This window comes from Ectopseudomonas oleovorans (assembly GCF_029845265.1).
In the GTDB taxonomy this organism is placed as follows: Bacteria; Pseudomonadota; Gammaproteobacteria; order Pseudomonadales; family Pseudomonadaceae; genus Aquipseudomonas; species Aquipseudomonas oleovorans.
In genome coordinates this window covers 19550-38426 of sequence record NZ_JAOCLK010000014.1, presented here as the reverse complement: position 1 = coordinate 38426, position 18877 = coordinate 19550, and the positions used below count along the sequence as shown (strand labels likewise).

Here is an 18877-nt window from a genome sequence, read left to right as displayed (position 1 = left end):
AACAGGTGAAAAACGACCGGGGTCGTGTTCGACTTTACGAGCTATAAATGAGCATTTTGATCGGGCTCGCGCACGAGCCTGTTTTTAACGCAGCAATGGCAACGCAGGTAGTTTTCAACGGCCTGCTAGGGTCTGTTGCCGTTTCGACGCGAGCCGTGCGCGAAACGGCAACAGACCCTAGGCCCAGTCTATGACGCTACGGCAGAAGGAAAGTGCCCACCTCACCCGCCGTTTCGCTTACGCAGGTATTCCACCACAGCCTGCTGCTCCCCGGCGAATTCAATCCGCCCGGATTTGCTCTCGCGCTGGAACACGTACATAGGATCGTAGTACTCGACCAGCAAGGCCTCGATCCAGCCGCGATGGGTATCGACCTGGCCGTCGCGCGCCTGCTCCTCCAGCGCCTGGTCCATGATCGCCGCCAGGCGCTGATAACGCTCGCCGCCCAGGCGACGGGTGATATTGGCCAGGCTCTCGCGCAGGCGCGCGGCGAACGCGGTGAAGCCTGCCTCGGCACCCTGGGCTGCAACGAACTCGGCACACAACTCGACCACGTAGGCCTGCAGAATCCGCTCCACACGGTTAGCCACACTGTCCTCCAGCCACACCAGGGGATGATGCTGCATCGCCTGATACAGCGGTAATGGCAAGGAGCAGCGGCCGATCAGACGCGCCTCATCTTCCAGCACGAACTGCTGCTGTCCCGCGGCACGGCGCTTGAGCAGATCGATGGCCAGAGCATTTTCGAAATCGATCTGCTCGGGCTGGCCAGTGGCGCGCTTGCCAAAGCTGGAGCCTCGGTGATTGGCGTGCGCCTCCAGGTCCAGGCTGTTGCTCAGCTGGCTGATCACCTCGGTCTTGCCGGTGCCGGTCATCCCGCCCACCAGCACGAAATCGCACGCCTGTACCGCCTCGTCGGTGGCCTGCAGAAGGAAGGTGCGCATGGCCTTGTAACCACCGACCACGCGCGGATAGTCGATGCCCGCCTCGCTTTTCAGCCATTGCTGGACGATCTGCGAGCGCAGGCCACCGCGAAAGCAGTACAGGTAACCGTCAGGGTTGGCCTTGGCAAAGGCGGCCCAAGCCTCGATGCGCTCGGCCTTGGTCTGGCCGCTGACCAGTTGATGGCCCAGCTCGATGGCCGCCTGCTGGCCTTGCTGCTTGTAGCAGGTGCCGACCCTTTGCCGCTCGATATCGGTCATCAGCGGCAGATTGATCACGCCGGGGAACGCGCCTTTGTGGAATTCGACCGGTGCACGGGTATCCATCATCGCCCGGTCATGCAGGAACAGATCGCGGTAGTCGGTGCAGTTGTCGCGCATCAGAGCACCTCGACCGCGTAACGCTGTCGCTCGACCATCTCACCGATGGGCGCCAGATCCAGCCCCAGCTCGGCGGCCACGGCGAGGAACTCGGCCTCGCCCTCCGGCGCCACGGCAATCAGCAGGCCACCGCTGGTCTGCGGGTCACACAGCAGTAGCTTGGCCAGCTCGGGCAGCGGCGCGATCTTGTCGCCGTAACTGTCGAAATTGCGCAAGGTGCCACCCGGTACGCAGCCCTGCTCCAGATAGTGTTCGACACTCTCCAGACGCGGCACTCGGGCGAACTCGACACGGGCACTCAGACCGCTGCCATCGGCCATTTCCACCAGGTGGCCAAGCAGGCCGAAGCCGGTGACGTCGGTCATCGCGCGCACGCCGGCAAGCTTGCCAAAGCGGCTGCCGGGCTTGTTCAGGGTGCACATCCAGTCACGCGCCAGGCCAACGTCCGCATCGCGCAGCTTGGCCTTCTTCTCCGCCGTGGTGAGGATGCCGATGCCCAGCGGCTTGGTCAGGTACAGCTTGCAACCCGCCGTGGCGGTATCGTTGCGTTTCATGTTGGCCTTGCTCACCAGGCCGGTCACGGCCAGGCCGAAAATCGGTTCCGGCGCATCGATCGAGTGACCGCCCGCCAGCGGGATGCCGGCTTCATCGCACACGGCGCGGCCACCGCGGATCACTTCGCGTGCCACTTCCGGGGCCAGCAGGTTGACCGGCCAGCCGAGGATGGCGATGGCCATCAGCGGGTCACCGCCCATGGCGTAGATGTCGCTGATCGCATTGGTCGCGGCGATACGGCCGAAATCGTAGGGGTCGTCGACAATCGGCATGAAGAAGTCGGTCGTAGAGACCACGCCACGCTCTTCGTCGATGGCGTATACCGCCGCGTCATCACGCGAGGCATTGCCCACCCAGAGTCTGGGGTCGAGATTCTGCGCGCCGCTGCCAGCGAGAATCACCTCAAGCACCTTCGGCGAAATCTTGCAGCCGCAGCCGGCGCCGTGGCTGTACTGGGTCAAACGGATGGGTTCGCTCATGGTTCTTCTCTCACCGCGATAACTGGCGGCGGATTCTAGCAAAGACTGCCTTGGCTAAGCCCAATTGCGCGAGTAAGGTCGAAGCTTCACTGGGGGAGTCGGTCAATGAGCAAGAAAGTGGCGCTGGTATTGGGCTCGGGAGGTGCGCGCGGCTATGCGCATATCGGCGTGATCGATGAGCTGCAGGCGCGCGGCTATGAAATCGGCTGTATCGCCGGCTGTTCGATGGGTGCGGTGGTCGGTGGCATCTTCGCGGCGGGCAAGCTGCCGGAGTACCGCGAGTGGACGGAAAGCCTGGATTATCTCGACGTGCTGCGCCTGCTCGACGTCAGCTTCCACCTGGGCGCCATTCGCGGTGAGCGGGTGTTCGGGCGCATCCACGACATAGTCGGCGAGATCAACATCGAAGAGCTGGCGATCCCCTTCACCGCCGTCGCCACCGACCTCACCAACCAGCAGGAGATCTGGTTCCAGGAAGGCTGCCTGCACCAGGCCATGCGCGCCTCGGCGGCGATTCCCAGCCTGTTCACCCCGGTCATCCAGGGCAAGCGCATGCTGGTCGACGGCGGCTTGCTCAACCCGCTGCCAATCGTGCCGGTGGTCTCCAGCCACTGCGACCTGATCATCGCGGTCAACCTCAACGCCACCAACCAGAATCACTACCAGTTGCCGGTGATTGAGCGGCCGGCGGCGCTCAAGGGGCGCATCGACCAGTTGATGACCACGCTCGGCTCGCGCCTGCCAAGCTTCCGCCGCAAGAGCGAGGACGACGTCCTGCTGCTGGCCGAGGAGCAGCAGCGCGCCGATGCCGTCAGCCCGGCCGCGGCGCCGGACCGCAGCGCCGCCGGCGCCGCGCCGAAATCCGCCAGCGGCTCGCGGGTCGCCGAGTTCAGCGGCCCGGCCTCGCTGCTGGAGCTGGTCAACCAGAGCTTCGAGGTGATGCAGACCTCGCTGGCACAATACAAGATCGCCGGCTACCCGCCGGACATCCTGATCAACGTGCCCAAGAGCGTGTGCCGTTTCTTCGAGTTCTACAAGGCGCCGGAGCTGATCATGCTCGGCCGCCAGATCGCCCGCGACACCCTCGAGCGCTACGAGCGCGAGCGCTGATCACTCACGGATCTGCACCTGCTGCGCGGTGAAGGCCAGTTGCGCCAGGCGCGCCTTGGTCTCGGCCTGGTCGAGGTGCTCGAGCGAGGTCAGCTTGCGTTCGCCCAGGTGCTGCAGTCGGCGGTAATCACGCTGGTACAACTCGGCCTTGCGGCACAACTGCTCGCGCTCGCTGCGGCGTACCTCAAGACGCGCGCAGGCCTCCTCGACCCGCGCCAGGCGGTCGTCCTGGCGCAGACGCATGAGCACCTGGCCGACCTCGACCTGCTGGCCTGCGTCGACCAGCAGCTCGCTGACCTGGCCGCCGACATTGAACGACAGCCGCGAACGGCGACAGGATTTCAGGGTACCGGCGCGGGTATTGGCGACCAGGGTTTCCACCGGGCCGCGCTCCACCGCGATCATCAGTTGCACGGGCATCGGTTGGGGCCGCTGCCACCACCACACAACCGCCAATAAACCGGCAAAAACGAGGGGAACTGACAGGCTACGCACAAGCGACTATTTATTGACACCAAACCTCGACCTAGGTCAGCCTCTCCCCATCAACAACGCGGTACGCCCGCCATTGGTCTCTTGATAGAAGCTCTTAGTTTCAACGGTTGTTACGTCTCATGCTGTTTGTCTGGCGGCAACTGGTCGAGGGCTGCCTGGTTGTCCGGTGTCTTCTGCGCCACCCAGTCGCTGAGCAGGCTGTAGGCCACCGCCAGCAGGGTCGGGCCAAGGAACAGGCCCATAAAGCCGAAGGCCAGGATGCCGCCGAACACACCGAGCAGCACCACCACCAGCGGCAGGTTGCCGCCACGGCTGATCAGGTAGGGCTTAAGGATATTGTCCACCCCACTGATAATGAAGAAGCCCCAGATACCCAGGAAGATCGCCATGCCGATTTCCCCCTGCCATACCAGCCAAGCCACGGCGGGGCCCCAGATCAGCGGCGGGATCATGATGAAACTGCAGGCGAAGGTCAGCAGGCCCAGCACCAGGGCGCCCGGCACGCCGGCGATGACGAAACCGATGTAGGCCAGCACGGCCTGCGCGGCGGCGGTACCGATCACGCCGTTGACCACACGTTGCACGGTGCCGGCGACCAGTTCCAAGTAATGATCGGCACGCTCGCCAATCAGTCGCTCCAGCAGGCTGTGCACGAACACCGCCAGGCGCGGCCCGTCACGGTAGAAGAAGAACACCAGCACCAGGCTCAGGGCCAGTTCGACCATGCCCGCACCGATCTTCGCACTACGTGCCAACAGCCAGTTGCCGACCTGGCCCAGATAGGGCCGCAGCGTGTCGAAGAAAGCAGCGCCCTGCTGGTCGATGGTGCGCCACAGTTCCACCAGGCTATCACCGACCAGTGGAATGCTGGCCAGCCAGCTTGGAGCTGGCGGCAGGCCTTCGACCTGCAGATCCTTGACCAGGGCGTTGGCATCGTTGATGTGATCGGCCAAGTTGAAGCCCAGCCAGACCAACGGCACCGCCACCATGATCACCCAGACCACAGTCAGGATGCCCGCCGCCAGCGACAGGCGCCCATTGAGCAATTGCGTCAGCAGGCGCATCAGCGGCCAACTGGCAAAGGCCAACACGGCGGCCCAGAACAGCGCCGACCAGAATGGCGCCAGCACCCATAAGCTGGCAGCCAGCAGGCCGAGCAGAAGAATCTGCACCAGCAGACGATCATTAGTGGCCATCAAGCGAAACTCCCTTCGACGAAACGACAAAGCGCCCTTGCGGGCGCTCTGTTACAGGCGATTGCGAGTGCTAGCTTAACGCAACAAACGCACGCTCAGTGTTTCATCCGAGCTCTCACCCAACTCCAGGCGCGCTTCACGCACGCGCTGCTCGATCAACGCCTCGCGCCAGGCCTCGGCCTGGCTACCGGCGAGGCTGACGCGCAAGGTGCTGTCGAGGTTCAGGCTGCGCGCCAGCACCTCGACCCAGGCGCTGTCGGCCTTGGCTTCATCGGGCAGTTTCAGTTGCCCATCGGTACGCAACTGACGCAGCAAGGTCGCCGGCGTCGGCAGCAATACGCCTAGAGGGGCTTCGGCATCCAATTGCTCGGCATGCAGGTAAGCACGGCGATTCCCACGAGTGATGCTGTATAGCGCCAGCAGGCTCTGGTGATTCGGCTCGGCCAGGCGTAACAAGGCATAGGCCTGCTGGTCGTCAGGGCCATATAGCGTGGCATTGCCGAATATCGAGTTAGCCCATAGGCTACTCGCACCACACTCACGGCCCTGGCACCAGTAGAGCAATTCGGCGCCCTGCTGCAGCAGCGTTTCCCGTACGGTGGTGAATACCTGATCGGCACTGTGGGTGCGTGGCAGCTCGTAGGTCACCGCACTGTGCTTGCCCTGCACGAGAATCTCCCGCTCATAGCGCAACCGCCCGCTGATGCGGCGAATCGAGCCTTGCGGATAGATACGCTCGACATCGGGCGCTTCCTTAAACGCGACGATGTGACTGGCAGGAAACCGCGGCAGTACCTCGAGGTCGCGACTGCCAGGTAGATCGGCCGCCAGTACGGCACCGCTGCAGACCGCGGCAAGCACCGCAGAAAAAAACTGCACAGCCCCCTTCATAAGGTGGCAGTCCACTGAAAAAACGCGACGGGTGAGCTTGCTGTACAGCGAGTGGCGACTTTTAACGGGTCGATCATGCGATCCTCCATGGCAGACCACCACACCTTTCCCCACGGCCGCAGGCAAGTCAAGGCAAGCGCAGGAATGGATTGAAACAATCCGCTACGAGCTGCGCACCGGCTTCATCATCCAGATGCAGGTGATGCCCACCGGGCAGACGGTGTACCTCGAACGGCAGATCCTGCAGCAAGGTGCGCACGGCCGCCTGCGCCCTCATCATGCCCTGCTCCGCCAACACCAGGCTGACCGGGCATTGCAGCGCGCGAACGAACGCCTGGGCATGCGCCCAGCTCAGACGCAGCGGCGACGGCAGGGTCAGGCGGCTGTCGGTACGCCAGGTGTAGCCGCCCGGCACCGGCATCAACCCACGCTGGGCCAGCAATTCGGCCGCCTCACGGCTGACCGCGCCCACGCCTTTCATCCGCGCCTCGACCGCGCGCGCCATCTCCGCGTACACCGGCTTGCGCTTGTCAGTCAGCGCCTGCCTGGCGCGCAAGGCTTCACCCAGCTTCTGCGGCGCCTGCTCGGCTTCACCGGTGTAAGGCACCAGGCCGTCAATCAGGGCCAGGCGCGCGATCCGCTCCGGCATCGCTCCCGCCAGCAACACGGCGGTGATCGCGCCCATGGAATGACCGAGGATGGAGAAACGCGCCCAGCCAAACTGCTCGGCGACCTGCAGCACGTCAAAGGCATAGTCCCACAGCGCATAACCGGCGCCTGCCGAACGATGCTCGGAATGCCCATGACCGGCAAAATCAAGGGCGACGATGCGCATTCCCTCGAGTTTCGGCGCCAGCCGCGCAAAGCTCGCTGCGTTATCCAACCAGCCGTGCAGCGCCAGAACCGGCACACCATCCTCTGGACCGTAGAGATGAGCCGCCAACTCGATATGCGGCAGGCTCAGGCGTACTTCCTCGAAATCCATGCTCATGCTCATGCACGTTGCTCCTGGCTACCAGCCCAGCGGGTGAACAGTTGACGCAGCAGGTCGGCGGTAGCCTGCGGGCGCTCCAGCGGGAACATATGGCCGCCAGGCAGATTGTGATATTCCGCGCGCGGCATGCGCCGTAGCAGGCGCGCATGATGCGGCAACACCACCCGACTGTGGCGACCGCGCACCATGGCCAGCGGCACCGCCAGCTGCTGGGGTAGCCCCGGAGAGGTGTGCGGCACGCTGCGGTAGATACTGATCTCGGTGGCCGGATCGAATTTCAGGCGCAGCCCCTGCTCACCCGGTTGCAGGCCATGGCTGACATAGGCGTCCAGGCACTCGGGGTCGAAACGGCGAAACAGGCTCTTGCCGGCGAAGTAGTCTCGCGCCTCGACGAGATCGGCAAAGGCTTCACGGCGCCCAAGAGTACGGCCGGCCGGGGTGATGCGGTCGATGAAGCCGAAGCGCTTGGCGGCGCGAATCACCATGCGGTCGGCCAGGGTCAGCACTGGCGAGTCGAGCATCACCACGCCGCGATACAACTCCGGGCGAAGCAAGGCGGCGTGATAATGCAGCACGCCGCCGAGCGAATGGCCGACGCCCCAGACCGGCTCGGCGCCGCCCTCGAGGTGATGGATCAGCTCATCGACCAGATTCGACCAGTTGTCATTGACCGGAAAACGCGGGTCGTGGCCATGCTGTTCCAGATGCTGCACCTGAAAATCCGGCGCCAGCGCGGCGAACAGCTTGCCGTAGGTGGCCGACGGAAAACCGTTGGCATGAGCGAAGAAGATCGACTGCGGCATGCATCAAACTCGAGAAAACAAATATGCCCGGATTCTCCGGCAGCCACCGACGCACGGCAATGACCGTAACGGCCATTGATGGCGGCGCAATGGTCAGGGCTATAGCAGCAGACGTCCGACGATACTGGCCGCCACCAGCAGAAATACCAGGCCGCAAACGAAGTCGATGATCGGCGCCACCTGCAGCAGCCGCTGACGCATCAGCGGGCGGCTCAGGGTCAGCCCCAGCAGGCTGAACCAGAACAGGCTCAGGCCGAACAGCAGCGCCGCACAGGCCACCTTGCCGGGCAGCGACATATCGGCGGGTACCAGACTGCTGAGCAGTGCCAGGAAGAACACCAACGCCTTGGGATTGCCCAGGTTGGTGAGCACGCCGCGTAACCAGGGGCCGAACAGCGAAGGCGTCAGCTCGCCATCCAGCCGCCTCGGACCAGCACTGCCACGCCACCAGGCACGCACAGCGCCGATACCCAGCCAGCCCAGATAGAGTGCACCACCGACCTGCACCAGCTCGAACAGCCACTCGGTACGACTGAGCAGCAAGGCCACTCCGCTGAGCACCAGGGTGCCGTGCAGAAGAATGCCGCAGGCCAGGCCCAACGCACTGAGCAAGCCGGCACGCTGTCCCTGATGCAAGGCGGTGCGCACCACCAGCGCCACATCCGGGCCGGGGCTTACAAGGGCCACCGCGAACACGGCAGCCAGCGACAGCAAGGCGGACGCCTCCTGCATGGTGATCTCCAGAAAATTGAAACGATGACGTATGGACTGATGGTCGATGCAGCGGATCTGTAGGAGCGGCGCCCCGCCGCGAATCAGGACGCCTCCGACTCGCAAGGCTTCCCCCCGGGTCGGAGCTCCTACAAAAGGCTAGCTTCGCGGTCTTGCCTGGTAACCGCTGAATCAGCCCTGACGCAGGCGCGCCGGTGGCAGACCGTAGGTGCGGCGGAACAGCCGCGAGAAATGCGCCTGGTCGTAGAAGCCCAGGCGCAGGGCGATCTCGCTCAGAGGCTCACCCGCCAGCACCAGCGGCAACGCCCGCTGCAAGCGCAGTTGCGTCAGCCACTGATGCGGTGGCAAACCGGTGTGCTGGCGGAAACGCCGCAGCGCCTGCCACGGGCTCATGGCGCAGAAAGCAGCGATTTCCTCCAGCGTGGGCGGATCGCCCAGGCGGTTCTCCAGCCAATCGCGCAGCCGCTGCCAGGTCTGCTGATCGAAGACGCGATGTGGCTCGCTGACGCGCAACGTCGAGCCCATCTCCAGCAGGTGGGCCAGCGCCTGCCAGAGCGCCTCCTCCTGAGCCAGTCTCGAGCCGCCCAGCATCGCCGCATGAAAGCGCTGCAGGTGCTGTGACAGCCGCGGGTGACGCAGACTGCTGGTGGTCAAGCGTGGCGCGCCCTGACGACCGTCACTCAGGGTACGACTGGCTTCATCCAGCCAGGATGGATCGAAGGCCATCACCCGAATACGTTAACTCTGGCCATCCAGGCCGGCACCGTCATGAATCCCTTCCAGCGCCATCAGCAGCACGTCCCCCGCTCCGACATGCCGGTGCTCACCGCCATAGGCGTAGCGATGCTGACCCTGTATCAGCAGGCCGACGTGATATTCCAGGTGAAAGTGCCGGGGAAAGGCGAAGCGATGGTACTCGGCATCGATCAGGCGCACGCCGGGCAAGCTGCTTTGGATATGAGTGATCTGGTCCATGGCGCCTACTGTAGCGCCATGGACCGGGCAAATCTTGGATGAAATTGCAGGCAGAAACTTAAAGTTTCGGGGGCTGATCACCCAGGGGAACGATGGCCATGGTCAGCCGCGAGATACAGCTGGCCTTGCCGTCGTCGCCACTGAGGCGAATGTCCCAGACGTGGGTGGTACGGCCCAGATGCACCGGCCGCGCCACCGCATGCACACGCCCGCTGCGTAAACCGCGCAGATGGTTGGCGTTGACTTCCAGGCCGACGCAGTAGAAGCGGCTGCTGTCGATGCACAGGTAGCTGGCAGTGGAGCCTAGGGTTTCCGCCAGCACCACCGAGGCGCCACCGTGCAGCAGGCCATAGGGCTGGTGAGTACGCGAGTCGATCACCATGCTGGCGCTGAGCGATTCGTCGTCGAAGGTTTCGAAACGGATGTCCAGCACCTCACCGATGCTGTTTTTCAAGGTCGCGTTGAGTGCATCGATATCGGGCGTTCGTTGCCACAGTCCCATGAAGGCGTTCCTTGTGCGTTGAACACAGGGCCGGTGAACCCGGCCAATTCGGCTCAATCGTGCCAGAGCACGGCTTCGCTGCGCTGTTGCCACTCGGCGAAACGCTCGCCATAAGTGCCTTCGATCACCGCGCGTTTGATTTTCAGGGTCGGCGTCAGGAAACCATTCTCCACTGCCCAGACCTCCTTGACCAGTACCAGGCCTTGCAGCCGCTCATGATGATCGAGACGACCATTGACCTCGGCGAGCAAGGCCTTGAGGCTGTTCTCCAGCTCATCGCGGCTGTCATTGGCCGCCTCCTGACGCCCCACATCGGATAGCACGCACAGGGCTATCGGCTGCGGCAGGCCGTCGCCGACCACGCACACCTGCTCGATACGCGAGTGCTCGCCAATGCGGTTTTCGATCGGCGCAGGCGCGACATACTTGCCCTTGCTGGTCTTGAAGATTTCCTTGATGCGTCCGGTGAGGCGCAGGTTGCCTTCGGCGTCCTGCTCGCCCTTGTCGCCGGTGCGCAGGAAGCCATCGTCAGTCAGCGTCTCGGCGGTCTTGATCGGGTCCTTGTAGTAACCCTGCATGGTCGCGCCGCTGCGCACCAGGACTTCGCCATCCTCGCCGATACGTACCTCGACGCCTGGGTTGTTCTGGCCGATCCAGCCCTGCTTGAACTTGCCCGGCAGACACACGTGGGAATAACCACAGTTCTCGGTCATGCCATAGACCTCCTGGATCTCCATGCCCAGGCGGCGATACCAGTTGAGCAGCGCCTCGGGCACCGGCGCGGCGCCGGACAGCGCATAGCGAATGGCGTCCAAACCGAGGCCGGCCAGTACCTTGCGACCGATGAAGCGGCCGATGATCGGCAGCCGCAGCAGGCGGTCGAGCTTCTGCGCCGGCATCTTGCTGTACACGCCCATCTGGAACTTGGTCCAGATGCGCGGCACGCCGAACATCACGGTCGGCCGCGCGCGCTTGAGATCCTCCAGAAAGGTATCCAGGCTCTCGGCAAAGAAGATCGTCTGCCCGGCATAGATGGACGCCAGCTCGACGAACATGCGCTCGGCCACATGGCACAGCGGCAGGTAGGAGATCAGTCGATCATCTTCACCGACGCCAAACAGCTTGATGGCGTTGCTGGCGGCGAAACCGAAATTGGAGAAATTGTGCATCACGCCCTTGGGCGTACCGGTGGTGCCGGAGGTATAGATGATGGTGGCCAGCTGGTTGGCTGCGGGCTTGGGGTCGTCCTGAATCGGCGCGCTGCGCTGCAGATCATCCCAGCTGTAGTCGAAGCTGCCCTGCGGATGCAGCGGCAGGCTGACGGTCGGCAAGCCCGGCGGCAGGCCCGGTGCCATCGAGGCCCAGTCATCGAGCTTGCCGACAAAGGCCAGGGCTGCTTCGGAATGCTCCAGCACCTGCCCCATGGAGTCGGCGGTGAGGTTGGGATACAGCGGTACCGAAACGTGGCCCGCCATCCAGATCGCCAGATCGGCAACGATCCAGTGCGCGCAGTTCTTGGAGATGATGGCGATGCGGCTGCCCTGTGGCAGTTCGCGGCTACGCAACCAGCTGGCTGCACGGCGCGCCTGCTCGCCCACGTCGGCCCAACTCAGCTCCAGCAGCTGGCCGCCCCCCAGAGGTTGCACCATGTAGCGTTTGTTCGGGTGCCTTGCTTCACGTTCATAAAACAGCTCGAGCGGCAAACGGATTGCATCAGCCACAGGGCTTCCTCCTTTGTTGTTTTTGTAGGAATCAACCAAGCACTTGCTTGGTTGAATATTCCACGCAGACAAAAGAGGCGCAAGTTAAGAAATGTTTCTCGCCTGGAACATTTGCCCCCACGGGCAATAAGTCAGGCATGAGGCACCTGCGACGCCACAAGTGGCGACACAGGGCGAAAGGTCAACGGGGGTGGATAAGCGCCAACAGCTCCATCAGCCCGGCGGCCGGGATATCGCCTTCCAGCTCAGCCAGGCTGGCGGTGCGCATGGGCAGCGGCTCCTGGCGATGCCCGTGCACCAGCAGCCCGCCCAGCGCGCCGATCAGCGGTTGATGGCTGACCAGCAGCACCTCGGCACGCTCACGCTCATCGAGATACTTCAGGGCATCACGCGGATCACTGTCCGGCGTCAGCCAGGTCACGGTGTTTATCTTGCCGCTGAACCCCAGCTCGCTGCGTACCAGCTCGGCCGTCTGCTGGGCACGCACGTAGGGGCTGGCGACGATGGCGGTCAGGGGCCGACCGGCGAGCTGGGCGGCAGCCTGCTGCACTTCCTTGCGACCATGGGCGGTCAGCTCGCGGGCAGCATCAGTGGCTGCCTGCGGCTCGGCCTCACCATGGCGCAACAGCCATAACCTCACAGCTTGGGCTCCTCGTCACGCACCGGATGCGGCGCCGGCGGGATACTGTGCGCGGTCTCGCCTTCCGGCGCCCGCGGCGTCGGCCAATCGGCGAACGGCCAGGGTTTTTCATCGGTATTGAAGGTGCCGAAACGACCGATCTGCGCCAGATACTGGCTGAGGCTGTCGCCAAAACCCAGCAGGCTGGCATTGGGCGCACCGTAGAACAGGCGGTAACCCAGTTGCAGCAGCACCACGGTGCCGAGCAGCAATTCGGCCAGTTGCCAGACGATGACGAATATCACCATCCACATAATGCGCAGCAGAATCGACTCACGCTCCAACTCCTGCTTTTCATCACTCATGACTTACGCTCCTTGATTGGCTGCCTGGTTCAGAAGCCGGCAGTGGGGATGAAATCGACGTCGGTCTTGGGCTCACCGAGCATCAACAGTTCGATGACCTGCGCCAGCGTACGCCCCTCGAAGAGAATGGCATGCAGGCCAGCGACCAGCGGCATGTACACGTCCAGTTCTTCGGCACGGGCCTTGAGTACCTTGAGCGTATTGACCCCTTCGGCGACTTCGCCAAGGCGCTGCACCGCGTCTTCCAAGCTGAGGCCTTCACCCAGGGCGTAACCCACCTGATAATTGCGACTTTTCGGTGACGAACAGGTGACGATCAGATCGCCGACGCCGGCCAGGCCAAGGAAGGTCATGGGATTGGCACCAAGCTTGACCGCGAAACGAGTCATTTCCGCCAGGGCGCGGGTGATCAGCATGCTTTTGGTGTTCTCCCCCATGCCCAGCGCCGCCGCCATGCCGGACATGATGGCGTAGACGTTCTTCAACGCGCCGCCGAGCTCGACGCCGAAACGATCGGCGCTGGCGTAGACACGGAAGGTTCTGCCATGCAGAGCCTGCTGCACGCACAGGCACAGTTGTTCATCTTCACTGGCGATCACCGTGGCAGTCAGGGCGTGATCGGCCACTTCCTTGGCCAGATTCGGCCCGGACAGCACGCCGATACGCGCGTCGGGGGCGATCTCTTCGAGAATCTGGCTCATCAGCTTGAAGGTCTTGGCCTCGATGCCCTTGGTGGTGCTGATCAGCATCTTGCCCGCCAACTGCGCCGCCACCGGTTGCAGGGCATCGCGCAGGGCGTTGGAAGGCAATGCGACCAGCACCAGCTCGGCCTGCTGCAGCACGCCGCTCAGGTCACTGGTCGGCTCGATACCGCAATGCAGCTTGACGCCCTTCAGATAGCGCGGGTTCTCGCCGCTCTGACGCATCTGCTCGGCCTGCTCGGGATCACGCATCCACTGCAGGACGCGCTGGCCGTTCTCCGCCAGCAGGTTGGCCAGGGCGGTGCCGAAGCTGCCGCCGCCGAGTACGGCAATGGGTTGGAGCTGTGTCATAGGTCTTCCGAATGAGGCCATGCGTGATGGCGGTCTGCGGGCATTATACGGAGCCGAGAGTACCCGGTCAGGGCAAAAGTTCAGTGCAGACTATCCGCAGAGCGGGGCAAACGAGAATTACCGCAGAGTGCAGGCGCCTGACGCTGGCAAAGCGCGTCGGGTCGGTTAACATGCGGGATTGACCATAATTGCCAAGGACGATGCGCCTCTCGTCAGGCAGCAGCGCCGCTTTTCAGGGATGGTGGAGCCATGAACCAGCGTCGCGGCTAGAACATTCACACCTGCACTCAGTTGATCAGTGTCGGCCCGTCCCTGCTGCTGACCGGCTTTCTCACCCATCCGCCTGCAGGACCTGCGCCTGGAGCAAGGTCATATCGGCCACTGGAAAGCCTGCTGCGTGCCACCCTTGGCCCCCCCGACGTGCGTTTCGCTGAAGTGCGTGACCGCGACGACAACATTCTGGTGTACGTCGAGCGACCCAAGGAACAAGGCCATAGCACGCCGCAAGTCGAGGTATTCCAGGCACCGATTCGCCTGCAGGGCCAGCCTGCCCATACGCAAGCGCTGCCACCCTTGGGCAAGTCACTCGGCGACAGCTACCTGGGCCGGGTTGTGGTGGGCATGTCCAACGACACCTTAAATACGCGCCAGCAGGAGATACTGTTCAAGGCCGGCGTTCTCTCATTGTTTGCCCTGCTCCTGACCTTCCTGCTCGCCCGTACCCTGGCCGAGCGCATGGGCGGCACCCTGTGCGCGGAAAGCCAACTGGACACAGGCTCGGTGTTTACCCTGGAAATACCGCTGCCCTTTCTGGCCCACAACGAACCGGTACAAAGCAGTGACACTCAAAACCTGGGTAGCGGCGAGGGTCAGTCGGTGTTGCTGGTCGAGGACAACCCGGTCAACCAGACCGTGATCGAAGCCATGCTGCGCAGCCTGGGCTACCAGATCAGCCTGGTCGGCGACGGCCAACAGGCCGTACAGAACTGCCGCGCACAGGATTACGCCGCCCTCCTCATGGACTGCAGGCTACCGCTGATCGACGGTTACGAGGCAACGCGGCAAATTCGCCAGCTCGAGGCAGACAACAACTGCCCATCATCGCCCTCACCGCCAATGCCCTGCAGGGCGACCGCGAAGCCTGCCTGGCCGCCGGAATGAACGATTACCTGGCAAAACCATTCAAACGTGCCGACCTGCAACGTATCCTGCAGCGCTGGCTGCCATCGCGACCTTGGTCAACTGGCGCCCGTGACAAGCCGGCGTTACAAGGGGAAACTGCGGCAACTGTGACAACATGGAAGCAGCAGAGTACAACTGTACTCACTGCGCTGTGACTTTCACCACAACGCAACAGTCTATGACTAGGCTGCCGGCGCCCGGTCTGATTTTCCAGACGCGCCGGCCAGGACGATTCGCCCAGCCTTAGAAGCGTGGGGACAATTGAGGAGCTCGCATGACAAGACAAAACGCCTACACCCGGGAAGATCTGCTCGCCTGCAGCCGCGGCGAACTGTTCGGCCCGGGGAACGCGCAACTGCCCGCCCCAAATATGCTGATGATCGATCGCATCGCTCACATCAGCGAAACCGGCGGCAAGTACGGCAAGGGCGAAATCGTCGCTGAGCTCGATATCAATCCGGACCTGTGGTTCTTCGGCTGCCACTTCGAGGGTGATCCGGTCATGCCGGGCTGCCTCGGTCTCGACGCCATGTGGCAGTTGGTCGGCTTCTATCTCGGCTGGCAAGGCAACCCGGGGCGCGGCCGTGCCCTGGGTAGCGGCGAAGTGAAATTCTTCGGTCAGGTACTGCCGACCGCCAAGAAGGTCACCTACAACATTCACATCAAGCGCACCATCAGCCGCTCGCTGATCCTCGGCATCGCCGACGGCACCGTAGCCGTCGACGGTCGCGAAATTTACAGCGCCGAAGGCCTGCGCGTCGGCCTGTTCACCTCCACCGACAGTTTCTGAAGGACTTGCACATGCGTCGTGTAGTGATCACCGGTCTGGGCATCGTTTCCTGCCTGGGCAATGACAAAGAAACCGTTGCCGGCAGCCTTCGCGTGGGCAAATCAGGCATCCGTTTCAACCCCTCCTACGCCGAAATGGGCCTGCGTAGTCATGTCTCCGGTTCGGTCAACCTGAACCTGGAAGAGCTGATCGACCGCAAACTGTTCCGCTTCATGGGCGACGCTGCGGCTTACGCCTATCTGTCGATGGAACAGGCGATCAAGGACTCCGGCCTCAGCGAAGAGCAGGTTTCCAATCCGCGCACTGGCCTGATCGCCGGTTCCGGTGGCGCTTCCACCGTCAACCAGATGGAAGCCATCGATACCCTGCGCGAAAAAGGCGTCAAGCGCATCGGCCCATACCGCGTAACCCGCACCATGGGCAGCACCGTATCAGCGTGCCTGGCGACTCCGTTCAAGATCAAGGGCGTCAACTTCTCCATCTCCTCGGCCTGCGCCACCAGCGCGCATTGCATCGGCCAGGCCATGGAGCAGATCCAGCTGGGCAAACAGGACGTGGTCTTCGCCGGTGGCGGCGAAGAAGAGCACTGGAGCCAGAGCTGCCTGTTCGACGCCATGGGCGCCCTCTCCACCCAGTACAACGAAACCCCGGAGAAGGCCTCGCGTGCCTACGACGCCAAGCGTGACGGTTTCGTCATCGCCGGTGGTGGCGGCATGGTCGTAGTCGAGGAGCTGGAACACGCTCTGGCCCGCGGCGCCAAGATCTACGCGGAAATCGTCGGCTACGGCGCGACCTCCGATGGCTACGACATGGTCGCTCCGAGCGGCGAAGGCGCGATCCGCTGCATGCAGCAGGCGCTGGCCACCGTCGACACCCCGATCGACTACCTCAACACCCACGGCACCTCGACTCCGGTTGGCGACGTTGCGGAAATCAAAGGCGTGCGCGCCGTATTCGGCGACAAGGCCCCGGCCATCAGCTCGACCAAGAGCCTGTCCGGCCACAGCCTCGGCGCTGCCGGCGTGCAGGAAGCGATCTACTGCATGCTGATGATGGAAGGTAACTTCATCGCCGCGTCGGCCAACATCGACGAGCTCGACCCGGAAGTGGCCGACATGCCGATCCAGCTCAGCACCGTCGAGAACGCCAAGCTCGATACCGTGATGAGCAACAGCTTCGGCTTCGGTGGCACCAACGCCACCCTGGTGCTCAAGCGCTGGGCCGGCAAGTAACAGCTGCCACGGTAAAGAAAACGGCGCCTTCGGGCGCCGTTTTCGTTTGTGCTACTTTCCTCCCCCTCCCGCTGGCGGGAGGGGAAATGGCCGTGCCTCAGACCTTGAAGCGCGCTACCAGGTTGTTCAGGTCGATCGCCAGACGCGACAGCTCCTGGCTAGCCGCACTGGTCTGGTTGGCACCCGCCGAACTCTGCAGAGACAGATCGCGAATATTGACCAGATTGCGATCCACTTCCCTCGCCACCTGAGCCTGCTCTTCCGACGCACTGGCAATCACCAGGTTGCGCTCGTTGATCGAGGAGATCGCCTGAGTGATCAACTCCAGCGCCGTACCCGCAGCCTGGGCCACTTCAAGGGTGGAACGGGCGCGACTGTTGCTGCTCTGCATCGAACCGACCGCCTGATCGGTGCCGCTTTGAATGGCACCGATCATCTGCTCGATCTCCTGCGTGGATTGCTGAGTGCGATGCGCCAGCGCACGCACCTCGTCAGCCACTACAGCGAAGCCTCGTCCCGCATCACCGGCCCGCGCCGCCTCGATGGCAGCGTTGAGCGCCAACAGGTTGGTCTGCTCGGCGATGGAGCGGATCACGTCAAGCACCTTGCTGATCTCACGGACCCGCTCGGCCAACTTCTCGACCTCACCCGCGGTGCCATTTACATCATCGGCCAGCTGACTGATCGAGCTCACGGTCTGGCGCACCTGCTCGCGCCCCTGCTGCGCCGTAGCATTGGATTCGCGCGATGCCTCGGAGGTGCTCACAGCATTACGCGCGACCTCTTCGACCGCGGCAGTCATCTCGTTGACTGCCGTAGCAGCCTGTTCGATCTCGGCGTTCTGCTGATGCAGGGCGCGAGTCGAATCTTCGGTCACCGCATGCAATTCTTCGGATGCCGATGCCAGTTGATTGGACGAGTCGGCGATGCTCTGAATGGTGTTACGCAGGCTCTGCTGCATGCTTTTCAGGGCGTTTAGCAGCCGTGCCGGCTCGTCACGGCCCTCGACGTGGATGCTCTGGGTCAGATCACCCGACGCCACTACCTCGGCAAGACGTACCGCCTCGGTCAGCGGCGCGACGATGCTACGGGTCAGCAGCAGTGCCAGGCCCACGGTAGCCAGCGCCGCCAGTGCCATCATCACCACTACCCAGGTACGCGCCGAATCGAACACCTGCCCAGCCTTGCGAGCTGCCTCCATAGCGCCCTTGCGGTTCAGCTCGGAAAGATCAGTTAGAGCACGCGCCATATCATCGGCATGTTGATTAAGCGTGCCACGGGTCACGGCAATGGCATCGTCGAAGTTACCTTGGCGAATGAAGGCAACGATCTTGCCCTGCTCCTGCAAGTAGGCCGCTTCGGCTCGGCGAAAAACCTCGTAAAGGCTACGCTCCTCACTACCGGAGATAAGCTTTTGATACGAAGAGTCAGCCGCACTCAACTCAGTACGCAGTTCATCGGCAAGGCGCAGGTTCCTCTGAAGCTCATCAGGCTCACGACTGAGCATCAGCCGCAGCGTCACGGCACGCAGACGCAGGATGTCCTGGCTGACCTCCCCCAGCGCCATCATACTTGGCAGCCAATGCTGATCGACTGCCTCGGACTGCTTGCGCATCTCGCTCATCTGCAACAGCGAAAAAGCCCCAAGCAGCAACACCAGCAAAGCCACTAGACCGAATCCCAAAGCAGCCGTGGTGCGATAGAAAGATTACGCAGCGACATTTTTGCCACTCCCATTGCGCGCAGAAATCGAGACATCCTTCGCCGCACTTGGCAAAAGACCTTCAGAGATTGTACTAGGGTCTGTTGCCGTTTCGACGCGAGCCGTGCGCGAAACGGCAACAGACCCTAATCCCTTCGTT

At 63.0% G+C, this 18877-nt stretch carries 16 protein-coding genes and 3 pseudogenes; 4 read left to right on the top strand and 15 right to left on the bottom strand.

From position 1 onward, the window contains the following. Positions 1-221: 221 nt before the first annotated feature. Positions 222-1322: a tRNA 2-selenouridine(34) synthase MnmH gene (gene mnmH, locus N5J71_RS09635; protein WP_074857211.1), complete on the bottom strand. Its 1101-nt coding sequence runs from the start codon at positions 1320-1322 to the stop codon at positions 222-224. Further along, positions 1322-2356 carry a selenide, water dikinase SelD gene (gene selD / locus N5J71_RS09630; protein WP_074857213.1) on the bottom strand — a complete coding sequence of 345 codons (1035 nt, stop codon included), beginning with the start codon at positions 2354-2356 and terminating at the stop codon, positions 1322-1324. Before selD ends, mnmH begins: the two co-directional genes overlap by 1 nt. 105 nt (positions 2357-2461) lie before the next feature. Here selD and N5J71_RS09625 point away from each other — a divergent pair, with 105 nt between their 5' ends. Next, positions 2462-3466, top strand: a complete 1005-nt coding sequence (locus N5J71_RS09625; protein ID WP_003460521.1) for a patatin-like phospholipase family protein — start codon at positions 2462-2464, stop codon at positions 3464-3466. Here the strand turns inward: N5J71_RS09625 and N5J71_RS09620 are convergent, their stop codons facing one another. The 12 genes and pseudogenes from N5J71_RS09620 to N5J71_RS09565 form a co-directional block, all read right to left on the bottom strand. Continuing rightward, positions 3467-3886, bottom strand: a complete 420-nt coding sequence (locus tag N5J71_RS09620) for an efflux RND transporter periplasmic adaptor subunit (protein WP_003460522.1) — start codon at positions 3884-3886, stop codon at positions 3467-3469. It lies immediately after the preceding gene. A 185-nt stretch (positions 3887-4071) separates the two neighbouring features. Beyond that, positions 4072-5157, bottom strand: a complete 1086-nt coding sequence (locus N5J71_RS09615; protein ID WP_003460523.1) for an AI-2E family transporter — start codon at positions 5155-5157, stop codon at positions 4072-4074. 75 nt (positions 5158-5232) lie between these two features. Continuing rightward, positions 5233-6048, bottom strand: a complete 816-nt coding sequence (locus N5J71_RS09610; RefSeq protein WP_045107744.1) for a DUF4892 domain-containing protein — start codon at positions 6046-6048, stop codon at positions 5233-5235. A 127-nt stretch (positions 6049-6175) separates the two neighbouring features. Further along, the gene (locus N5J71_RS09605) at positions 6176-7039 is read right to left on the bottom strand and encodes an alpha/beta fold hydrolase (RefSeq protein WP_039964665.1); all 864 of its coding nucleotides are present in this window, start codon (positions 7037-7039) and stop codon (positions 6176-6178) included. A 2-nt stretch (positions 7040-7041) separates the two neighbouring features. Then, a complete protein-coding gene (locus N5J71_RS09600; RefSeq protein WP_003460526.1) occupies positions 7042-7845 on the bottom strand; it encodes an alpha/beta fold hydrolase in 804 nt (267 codons plus the stop codon). A 99-nt stretch (positions 7846-7944) separates the two neighbouring features. Beyond that, positions 7945-8577, bottom strand: a complete 633-nt coding sequence (locus N5J71_RS09595) for a LysE family translocator (RefSeq protein ID WP_074857314.1) — start codon at positions 8575-8577, stop codon at positions 7945-7947. 171 nt (positions 8578-8748) lie between these two features. Continuing rightward, positions 8749-9552: pseudogene (locus N5J71_RS09590) on the bottom strand (helix-turn-helix domain-containing protein). Between the two features lie 58 nt (positions 9553-9610). Then, positions 9611-10054: a hotdog fold thioesterase gene (locus tag N5J71_RS09585; protein ID WP_003460534.1), complete on the bottom strand. Its 444-nt coding sequence runs from the start codon at positions 10052-10054 to the stop codon at positions 9611-9613. A 53-nt stretch (positions 10055-10107) separates the two neighbouring features. After that, complete coding sequence (locus N5J71_RS09580) at positions 10108-11775, bottom strand: AMP-binding protein (RefSeq protein ID WP_075747339.1); 1668 nt, start codon at positions 11773-11775, stop codon at positions 10108-10110. 181 nt (positions 11776-11956) lie between these two features. Further along, on the bottom strand, positions 11957-12415 hold the full coding sequence (gene sixA / locus N5J71_RS09575; RefSeq protein WP_003460536.1) for a phosphohistidine phosphatase SixA: 459 nt from the start codon (positions 12413-12415) through the stop codon (positions 11957-11959). After that, positions 12412-12759, bottom strand: coding sequence for a DUF4389 domain-containing protein (locus tag N5J71_RS09570; protein ID WP_108233777.1), 348 nt, complete (start codon positions 12757-12759; stop codon positions 12412-12414). Before N5J71_RS09570 ends, sixA begins: the two co-directional genes overlap by 4 nt. Positions 12760-12788: 29 nt before the next feature. Further along, the gene (locus N5J71_RS09565) at positions 12789-13811 is read right to left on the bottom strand and encodes an NAD(P)H-dependent glycerol-3-phosphate dehydrogenase (RefSeq protein ID WP_074857229.1); all 1023 of its coding nucleotides are present in this window, start codon (positions 13809-13811) and stop codon (positions 12789-12791) included. 711 nt (positions 13812-14522) lie between these two features. Between N5J71_RS09565 and N5J71_RS22530 the strand changes: the two are divergent. The 3 genes and pseudogenes from N5J71_RS22530 to fabB all read left to right on the top strand — a co-directional run. Then, positions 14523-15148 (top strand): annotated as a pseudogene (locus N5J71_RS22530) (response regulator); the annotation flags it as partial. Positions 15149-15267: 119 nt separating this feature from the next. After that, on the top strand, positions 15268-15783 hold the full coding sequence (gene fabA / locus N5J71_RS09555) for a 3-hydroxyacyl-[acyl-carrier-protein] dehydratase FabA (RefSeq protein ID WP_003240795.1): 516 nt from the start codon (positions 15268-15270) through the stop codon (positions 15781-15783). 11 nt (positions 15784-15794) lie between these two features. Continuing rightward, complete coding sequence (gene fabB, locus N5J71_RS09550; RefSeq protein ID WP_104727525.1) at positions 15795-17015, top strand: beta-ketoacyl-ACP synthase I; 1221 nt, start codon at positions 15795-15797, stop codon at positions 17013-17015. A gap of 97 nt (positions 17016-17112) precedes the next feature. On the opposite strand, the pseudogene N5J71_RS09545 reads toward fabB, so the two are convergent. Further along, positions 17113-18737 (bottom strand): annotated as a pseudogene (locus N5J71_RS09545) (methyl-accepting chemotaxis protein). Positions 18738-18877: the final 140 nt, after the last annotated feature.